Here is a 9,130-nt window from a genome sequence, read left to right on the forward strand (position 1 = left end):
GAGCACACACATGATGAGGAAACCATAAAGCCATAGACTCATGACCCTACGCCAAAGGCCGGGCTGCAAGAGTCTATGGCTTGTTTTTATAAAGAATGGCGGACAACAACGCCATATAGAAGGCAACGGCAAATACGCGGAACACGAAAAGAGCAATCACCAAGCCTCATCCGCCAGACCTGCAGACAAGAACCCATCAGAGAGAAAAACAACAAACAAAACAACGAAACAAAAGGAAGGAGAAAAAGAAATGGCAAACTTCATCACCAAAAACATACCAAACACCATAACCTGCTGCAACCTCATATCAGGCTGCATAGCCACATCTTTCGCATTCGTCAACCGCCCTGAACTGGCTCTGTTGTGGATAATCATAGGTGCCGTGTTCGACTTCTTCGACGGCATGAGCGCAAGACTGCTCGGAGTGTCGTCGCCGATAGGAAAAGAACTGGACTCGCTCGCCGACGACATCACGTTCGGAGTAGCACCGGCAACTATGGTGTTCGCCGAACTTGCCGTGATGGACTATCCCGCCACTCTCGAACCGCTGCGGCAATACCTGCCATACTTCGCATACATAATGGCGGCATTCTCAGCGCTCAGACTCGCGAAGTTCAACCTCGACACCCGACAGGCCACATCGTTCATCGGACTGCCGACACCTGCCAATGCCCTGTTCTGGGGATCGCTCATCGTGGGAGCAAGAGACCTGCTGGAGGCTTCGCCATACAACGTGTTCATCGTAATGGCAATGGTACTGCTGACCAGCTACATACTGATTGCCGAAATACCGATATTCGCATTGAAATTCAAAAACTGGGGATGGAAAGGAAACGAAGTGAAATACATATTCATCATAACCTGCATCCCGCTGATAGCCTTTTTCCAACTCTCGGCATTCGCCATAATAATAGCATGGTATGTCATTCTGTCGGTTTGCGTGAACAAGACAGCAAAGAAAACCGCCCCTGCCAACGACCCGAAGGCATAGGAACACCCTCTGCCGGACAAATGGCATCATATTTGCCGGTCCAAAGACAGAAGCGACTGCTCACCCCTATGCGAATATCGTCATTATTCAAGGTAAGGGAGAGAGCGGCATAACGACAGTACTCACCAAAACATCTCAACATGGAACTGCTATTATACATCATACTCTTCTTCTTCATCTACTGGGGAATAAGGGGTGCAATAAAACTCTTTGTGATATTCAGACAGATACACAAAGTGAAAAAGCAATTCGACGATCTCAACAAACAGTGGAACGGCAACAACCCATTCGGCGACAATGCACAAGGCGGATTCGGAAACGGCACTTCCCATAGCGGATTCGGGAGCAACCCAAACACAGGCAACAGCCAAACCTCCGGCAATGCCAGTTCCTCACGCCGCTACACCACTACGACTGGCGACGTGATAGAAGACCGCCGCACCGAAGACGAGATAAACCGCCGCATATTCACCCAAGACGAAGGAGAATATGTGGACTTCGAGGAAGTGGAATAAGCAGAATACCTTTTGACGAATTAGGGGCGTTTTTTAAGCAACAGAGACTCATTATTCGGATTTTTTATCTACTTTTGTAAATGAAACAAAACAGAACGTTATGATTATACATGTAGCCAATCCGATTTACGACTCCGTGTTCAAATATCTCATGGAAGACGAGCGCATAGCCAAGACCATACTGTCGGCTTTGCTGAAGAAAGAAGTGATCCACGTGACGGTGCGTCCACATGAATACAGCAACACCACACGCGACACCCTGTCTATGTTCCGCATAGATTTTGCGGCGACAGTGCGTGAGCGCGAAGGCGGTGCGATAAAGGACCGCATTGTTCTGATAGAGCTGCAGAAGACATGGCTCAACACCGAGACCCTGCGTTTCCGCCAATATCTCGGAGCCCAATACAGCAACAAGAACAACATGCGCGAAGCCGATGAGAAAGGCTTTGCCTACCCGATGGTAGCTGTTTATCTCCTCGGGCACAAGGTGGGAAACATCAAGGAACCGATAGTATATGTCAATCATGACGTGTTTGACTATAACGGAAACGTCGTGGCCGACGTCAATGAAGAGCCTTTTGTGGAAAGTCTGACCCACAATAGCATTATTGTGCAGATTCCTCTTCTGCATGGCAATGTGAACAACAGACTTGAGAAGGTGCTCAGCGTGTTCGACCAGACCCAAGTTGAGGGCGACACGCAACAGGTACTTAAAATAGACGAAGACAAGTATGCTGATGACAGCGACATGCTGTACGTGCTGCATAAGCTCACAGCTGCTGCCGCAAATTCAGAGATGCGTCAGGACATGAATGTAGAGGATGAATACTACAAAGCCATTGAAGACCGTGATACAGCTATAATGCAGCGCGACAAAATGCTCAAGGAGCAAGAGCAGCAGTTGTCACAGCAGAGCGAACAGTTGTCACAGCAGAGCGAACAGTTGACTTTGAAGGATGAACAGCTACGCAATATGGCTAAAGCGTTGTTTGCCAAAGGAATGACAGAGGAGCAGATTTCGACAATGACTGGCATTAGTCTTGAAAACGTAGTGAAACTTCTGAAATAGGAAATAAGAAAACATGAAGAAACAGGAATATGCCAAAGTCAACAAAGAATGGCTATTGGAGAAAGCAAAGGAAGAGGGGGTCAGGGAGATTCCCGGAGGCATATATTATAAGGTATTGAAGGAGGGACTCGGCGACGGGCGACACCCGTCGAGGCGCAGCATCGTGACCGCCCACTATACGGGACGCACGATAAACGGCAAGAAATTCGACTCCTCGCTCGGCGGTGCACCGCTCGCCGTGCGCCTCTGCGACCTCATCGATGGATGGATTATCGCCATGCAGCAGATGTGTGTGGGCGACAAATGGGAGGTGTACATACCGGCAGAGAAAGGCTACGGCAAGTTCTCGCAACCGGGAATACCTGGCGGCTCCACGCTCATCTTCGAGATCGAGCTGTTGGGCATTGCCTGACAGGGTATATCCAGAAGATTATCCAGCCTATACTTCACGAGGCAAAAAACATATACTTTTGACTCGTAAAACATAGGCCTACGCTTCAGATACTATACAGATGAGTTCACACTTGGCGAGAAAGACGACAACGGAAATTAAGTTTTAAATAATAAAAGTGGCTAAGCGACGGAGGTTGCTGAACGCCACTTCTTTTTTTATTGCCTCTTCCAACGGCATGCCTTCCGGCGTTATGCTTTTCACAAAGGAGAAACCTGCGGAAAGAAGAACTTCCTTGTCTTTTATTCCGCCAGCGACAAGTCCGACGGGTACCCCCAACTGCTTTCCACGCATCAGGACACACTGCGGAAGCTTGCCCATCAAGGTCTGGCGGTCGGCACTTCCTTCACCCGTAATTATCAAATCAGCATCTTTTATCTTTTCATTGAAGTCCGTGAGGTCCAAGAGCAAGTCTGCACCCGACTTCATCTCTGCTCCGAGATATTGCATGAAGGCATAGCCCAAGCCGCCGGCTGCTCCTGCTCCCGGTTCGTTTGACTTGTCGAAACCGAAATGCAAAGCTGATTTCTCGGCAAAGAGACGGGCACGGCGGTCGAGCTGTTCCACCATCTCTGGCGTTGCTCCCTTCTGCGGAGCATAAACATAGGCTGCACCGTTCTCACCGCAAAGAGGATTGGTTACATCGGAAGCGAGAGTGAACCTACATTCGCCAAGTTCCGTATTCATCGCCTCATCGAAATTCTTGCCACGGGCAAAGATATCCACGAGTGCACGAATCATTCCTATTCCTGCATCGCTCGTCCCCGTGCCGCCCAGTCCGATAATGAAACTGCGGCAGCCCCGCTTTATGGCTCTCGACAGCAACTCCCCCACTCCATACGTGGTGGCACGCATCGGATTGCGCTCATCCTCTTTTACGAGATTCAGTCCACATGCCTGTGCCACCTCTATTATCGCCGTGCCGTCTGGCGCAATGCCATATTGGGCATCCACCCGACGCATCATCTGGTCGTGGATATACACCGGCTCCAATGTTCCGCCGAGGGCTGCGGTAAAGGCATGGAGCATCCCGTCGCCTCCGTCTGACATCGGCAGACAGACTGTCTCTATTCCCTCACGGCAGAGGGTTTCTGCCAATGCCGTCTCCACTTCGACCGACGACAGGCATCCCTTGAATGAGTCTATGGCAAGAATATATTTCATGAGTCCGCCTCCTCGTTGCCAGTCGGTGTATGTGGGTTATTGTCTGTTTCATTGTCTGCCGCTGCCACATCGGCATCACCAGTCTGATGATGGGCGAGCAATGGAGCGTCGTCAGACTCTATGTATATAGACTCGTCCATTTCGGCGAGTGTCTTCTTGCGCTGGTTTTCCTTAGCTCCTGCCTTGAGCAGCTTCCGCGCTGCCGTTATGATGCTCGGACCGCTGTCGGCGGTGGTGATCTTCAGTTTGGTCATCTTCTTTATAGTGTCGTTCATGCTCGTCTCCACATCCATGAAGCGCACTCCGAAATCCTGCACACGGTCTATCACCTGATTAGCGGCGTCGATCATCACCTGCTGGTTCTTGAGCTGTCTCACCTGTGTCCACATCATCTCCAGCACACGTAGGTTCATATACATGGTCTGCGGACCGAGAATCATCACGCCCTCGTCGTATGCCTCGCGCCATAGGGTGTCATCATTGAGCAGAGCAAGGTTGAGAGCACCTTCTATCGGCACGTACATGATGGCGAAATTGAGCTTGTTGTATCCGTCGGGCAGGAATTTGGTGTATTCCTTACGGGCAAGTCGGCGCACCTGAGCCCTAACACTCGCAATATGTGCCTTGAGATATTCCGACTTTTCCGGTGTGCCGTCGGCGGCATTCATATAGCGCTCGTAGTCGGTGAGCGACATCTTTGAGTCTACCACGACGTGACGGTTGTTGGGGAAATGAAGGATGAAGTCGGGCACCAGTCCCTTTCCGTCATCGCCTCTGGCTGATCGTCCAGCCTTGTCGCGGAGCGTTTCCTGGGTATCAAACTGCTCGCCTTCCTTGAGTTCCAGGTCTTCGAGAAGCTGCTTGAGTTTCAGCTCGCCGAAATTTCCCTGCACCTTCACCTCACCGGTGAGCGCACGGGTCAGCCTGTCGGCGGTCTCGCCCAGGGCGGCACTCTTCTGCATGTTTATCTTTATCGTTTCGTCAAGACGCGTGAGGGCTTCGTTCTGCTGGAGCTTAGACTTGTTGAAGGCTTCCTGCATGTCTTTCAGACTCTGCTGCAGAGGGTCGATGATTTTCGACACCTGCTCTTTGTTCCTCTCGCCGAGTTCGTCTTGTCTACGCTTCAGCACCTCTTCAGAGGTGGTCTGCATCTGTTCCTTTATCAGCTTCAGCTGACTGTCCACCTGCTCACGGTTCATTGTCTTCAGGGCCTCAATCTGTTTCTCGGCGCTCTCCTTGGTCTGGGCTAGCTGGGTGTTGAAGTTATCCCTAAGCTCGGCAACCTGCCGGTCGTATGAAATTCTCAGTTCTGCAATCTGCTTTTCATACGAAGTCTTATGGTCGGCAAGGAGCACATCATGCTGCTCTTTCTGCCTACGGAGCTGGTTCTCGAAATCTTCTTTCTGCATGGCGATGGTCTGCACGGCGTTGTCGGCCTTGGCTTTCTGCACATCCCTTTGAGAGGTGAGTTCGCGAATCTCATCGGTCATACGGGCTACGGTACTGTCTTTCTCTTTCAGCCTGGCTTCAAGGGATGCAATCTGTTCACGCATATTGTCAAGAAGTTGGGAATTGTCTGGCGAACTGGCGTTCTTGCCTTTACTTCCCAAATAGTAGCCGATGAAAAGTACGGCTACAGACGCCACTATTGCTATTATCAAATATGTCTCCATCATTATTTGTCGTTTACATGAATATGAATCTAATTCGGCAGTCAGATGGGGGATTTCCGTTTATCCCAAATGCCTGTTAGATTGTTTTATACAATATTATATAAGACGGTCGAATGACCGTTTTAGGGATTAAGCCCGATTGACAATTAGAATCTCCGGGATTTCTGACTAAAGTCAAAGCAGCTGTGTCATGCCATCATCATGGACAAATGGCAAGACACAGCTACTATCACAGTTTGATCTTATGACATTCTGTATCAGTTGTGCACGAGTGTACCGATCTGCTCTCCGTCCATCACTTTCTTCAGGTTGCCCACGATGTCCATGTTGAACACATATATCGGCAGGTTATTCTCCTTGCACATTGTTGTAGCAGTAAGGTCCATGACCTTCAGTCCGCGAGTGTAGATCTCGTCGTAGGTAATCTCGCTGAACTTGGTAGCTGTAGAATCTTTCTCCGGGTCAGCGGTATAGATACCGTCTACTCTTGTCCCCTTGAGCATCACGTCGGCCTCAATCTCTATTCCACGGAGTGAAGAACCGGTATCGGTGGTGAAATACGGACTTCCCGTTCCTGCTGAGAAAATACATACGTATCCTGCCTCCATTGCCTCGATAGCCTTCCACTTGTTGTAGAACTCGCCGATAGGCTCCATGCGGATAGCTGTGAGCACCTTGGTCTTCACGCCTACAGCTCCGAGGGCGGAACTGAGGGCGAGGGAATTGATGACAGTGGCACACATTCCCATCTGGTCGCCTTTCACACGGTCGAAGCCCTTCCCGGCACCGCTGAGTCCACGGAAGATGTTTCCGCCGCCGATGACGATTCCTATCTGCACTCCCATCTCATACACTTCCTTGATCTGGCGCGCATAGTCGTTGAGACGTTCCACGTCGATACCATAATTCTGCTTGCCCATAAGACTCTCGCCGCTGAGCTTCAAAAGGATTCTATTATACTTTGCCATGTTATGTTTGATTTTTATATTCTATCTTTGTTTCAATTTGAATTTCACTTCCTTGAACTCGTATTCAGAAAGCATCCCGTCATCTCTGCGCAACATGATATGCCCGTTCTGACCAACATCCTCAATACGAGCATAAAACTCGCCGTCGCCATCTATATATCCATAGGAACCGTAACGACGGTAGAGAACACCCATATACTCTTCCTTCAATTTTGCATACTCGCCCGCATTGACAATGGCGAGATAATGCTCAAACTTGGCGAGCACTGCCTCGAAGACTTTCTTCAACGGCACCGTGCGGCGCATTATCTGTGACAGAGAAACGGGATTTGGAGCATCGCTGACGAATTCTCGCTGATTCACATTGATGCCGCTGCCGATGATGCAGCTCTTCACTCCACTACTGTTTATCTCACATTCTGAAAGCGTGCCGCTGATCTTAAGATCGTCCCAATATATGTCATTGGGCCATTTGATGGTGAAACCGCGACAGTCAGTTCCGCTTGCCACCGACCTGCCGAACATAAAGTCGTAGTCTTCCAACATCGACCAGCTCCTCACGCTCTTCACTTCCGCATCCAAAGCGGAACGGATGGCGAGAGCCATTGCTTCGAGCATGACATACTGACTGTTGGCTGGCAGATTCTCAGGATGTACCTTCACGCTGAACGTAAGGTTCTTGCCATCCTCGCTCTCCCATTTATTATCACCGTGTCCACGACCGGCTGTCTGGTTCCTGCTAACGACTACTGTCATCAGCTCACCCTCCTCACCGTCATAGTCATGAAGATAACGGTTTGTAGAGTCTACGGAATCAAGTTCTATAACCTTTATTCTTTCCAATATTAATCCTCAAATATTATTAGTTCTATGTTGTTCTTGAAATAGCATTCCACACGCTGTTACAGAATCGTTCAATATAGTTCTTGAAAGAGCTGTAATACCGCATTATCTGAAATAATATGGCAAGAAAGCACTTTCAATATGATCTATACTGCATTTGCCATCTGTTCCCTTTGCCACAATTGAGATGATATCAAATCTGATCTGCAGGTCAATACCATTCATCTTTACGTAATGATTGGCTGCAAGAGTGATGTTCTTTATCTTCTTCCAGTCAACAGACTTCTCCGGCCGCATGAAGGTGTCGTTTCTCCTTGTCTTCACTTCCACAAATACAAGCGTGTCATCAGAAATTGCAATGATGTCAATATCCTTATGACCGTATCTCCAATCTCTCTCCAATATGGCATATCCCTTCTCAGAAAGATAATGTACAGCGAGATCTTCTCCCCATTTACCGAAATCATTATGTTGTGCCATATGCGGATTTTGAAATATTAGAAGTAGTAATTGTCAGAATTACCTGTCCAGAGAAATATTGAACTTAGAAGAACATCTTAAACAGTCGCTGAAGACAAGTGCAGAAAAAATTTATTTCAGCAATATCTTACAGTCATCAAGACTCTCCACAGTAGCCAAAGCCTCATATCGGATATTGTGTTCGCGAAGGAAATCTCCGCCATGCTGGAAAGCCTTCTCGATTATGAATCCCATCGCCTCGATTGTTGCTCCTGACATCTTGCATAGGTCTATCACACCATTTGCAGCATTGCCATTGGCAAGGAAGTCGTCGATGAAGAGCACATGGTCATCAGGAGTCAAAAAGGAATTGCTGATGCAGACAGTATAATCTCTATCTTTGGTGAATGAATGGACTACAGTTGAAAGCATATTATCCATAGTCTTAGGCTGTTTCTTTTTGATGAAAACCACAGGCAACTGCTTCAAATATCCGACAAGGATGGCCGGAGCGATACCACTTGCCTCAATGGTAACGATCTTGTTGATGTTCAATCCATCAAAGAGACGAACAAACTCCTTAGCCACATCCATCATGAGATTAGGGTCCATCTGATGGTTGATAAAACTGTCAACTTTCAAAATTCCTCCAGGATAGCATTTGCCATCCTGCATAATCCTTTCCTTTAAGATATCCATGTGTTTTTAATATTTTCCACAAAGGTAAATAATTATATGAAAAAAGGAAAATAATGAAGAAAGAAAATAGATTATATTCTTAGAGATTTATTCATTCTGGATAAATTCTAAAGAAAAGTAGACATACTGAAATATCAAAAACAATATAATGAGATAAGTATGTGACATGGATACCAAACCAACAAACAAAATACTCGCCCAAATCAAGAATATGAAAAACTCCTCAACATCCTCTTTTTTTTCTAAAAACCGTCAACCATCTGGTCCCAGATTCGGAAGTGTCTATAATTCAGTCACT

Annotated in this window: 10 protein-coding genes; 4 read left to right on the top strand and 6 right to left on the bottom strand. The window is 47.9% G+C overall.

The genetic code is table 11. The features are described from left to right. Positions 1–250 precede the first annotated feature (250 nt). From QVO99_RS08195 to QVO99_RS08210, 4 genes are all read left to right on the top strand, one after another. A complete protein-coding gene (locus tag QVO99_RS08195) occupies positions 251–991 on the top strand; it encodes a CDP-alcohol phosphatidyltransferase family protein (RefSeq protein ID WP_288177072.1) in 741 nt (246 codons plus the stop codon). Between the two features lie 140 nt (positions 992–1,131). Then, entirely contained in the window at positions 1,132–1,506 is a 375-nt protein-coding gene (locus QVO99_RS08200) for a DUF4834 family protein (protein ID WP_022317130.1), read from the top strand. Positions 1,507–1,606: 100 nt separating this feature from the next. Further along, positions 1,607–2,575, top strand: a complete 969-nt coding sequence (locus tag QVO99_RS08205; protein WP_022317131.1) for a hypothetical protein — start codon at positions 1,607–1,609, stop codon at positions 2,573–2,575. A 13-nt stretch (positions 2,576–2,588) separates the two neighbouring features. Further along, positions 2,589–2,987 carry an FKBP-type peptidyl-prolyl cis-trans isomerase gene (locus QVO99_RS08210; RefSeq protein WP_022317132.1) on the top strand — a complete coding sequence of 133 codons (399 nt, stop codon included), beginning with the start codon at positions 2,589–2,591 and terminating at the stop codon, positions 2,985–2,987. Between the two features lie 144 nt (positions 2,988–3,131). Here QVO99_RS08210 and QVO99_RS08215 read toward each other — a convergent pair whose 3' ends face one another. The 6 genes from QVO99_RS08215 to xpt all read right to left on the bottom strand — a co-directional run bounded on the left by QVO99_RS08215 (position 3,132) and on the right by xpt (position 8,832). After that, positions 3,132–4,190 carry a glycerate kinase family protein gene (locus QVO99_RS08215; protein ID WP_022317133.1) on the bottom strand — a complete coding sequence of 353 codons (1,059 nt, stop codon included), beginning with the start codon at positions 4,188–4,190 and terminating at the stop codon, positions 3,132–3,134. Next, positions 4,187–5,866 (bottom strand): DNA recombination protein RmuC, encoded by a 1,680-nt coding sequence (rmuC, locus tag QVO99_RS08220; protein ID WP_288177073.1) that lies wholly within the window; start codon positions 5,864–5,866, stop codon positions 4,187–4,189. Before rmuC ends, QVO99_RS08215 begins: the two co-directional genes overlap by 4 nt. A gap of 254 nt (positions 5,867–6,120) precedes the next feature. Continuing rightward, positions 6,121–6,831: a UMP kinase gene (gene pyrH / locus QVO99_RS08225; RefSeq protein WP_022317135.1), complete on the bottom strand. Its 711-nt coding sequence runs from the start codon at positions 6,829–6,831 to the stop codon at positions 6,121–6,123. Between the two features lie 21 nt (positions 6,832–6,852). Continuing rightward, positions 6,853–7,674, bottom strand: coding sequence for a biotin--[acetyl-CoA-carboxylase] ligase (locus tag QVO99_RS08230; protein WP_022317136.1), 822 nt, complete (start codon positions 7,672–7,674; stop codon positions 6,853–6,855). Positions 7,675–7,779: 105 nt separating this feature from the next. Continuing rightward, the gene (locus QVO99_RS08235; protein ID WP_022317137.1) at positions 7,780–8,154 is read right to left on the bottom strand and encodes a YraN family protein; all 375 of its coding nucleotides are present in this window, start codon (positions 8,152–8,154) and stop codon (positions 7,780–7,782) included. Between the two features lie 111 nt (positions 8,155–8,265). Beyond that, positions 8,266–8,832 carry a xanthine phosphoribosyltransferase gene (gene xpt, locus QVO99_RS08240; RefSeq protein ID WP_022317138.1) on the bottom strand — a complete coding sequence of 189 codons (567 nt, stop codon included), beginning with the start codon at positions 8,830–8,832 and terminating at the stop codon, positions 8,266–8,268. Positions 8,833–9,130 lie beyond the last annotated feature (298 nt).

It is taken from the genome of Prevotella sp. CAG:592, from assembly GCF_000436015.1.
In the GTDB taxonomy this organism is placed as follows: domain Bacteria; phylum Bacteroidota; class Bacteroidia; order Bacteroidales; family Bacteroidaceae; genus Prevotella; species Prevotella pectinovora.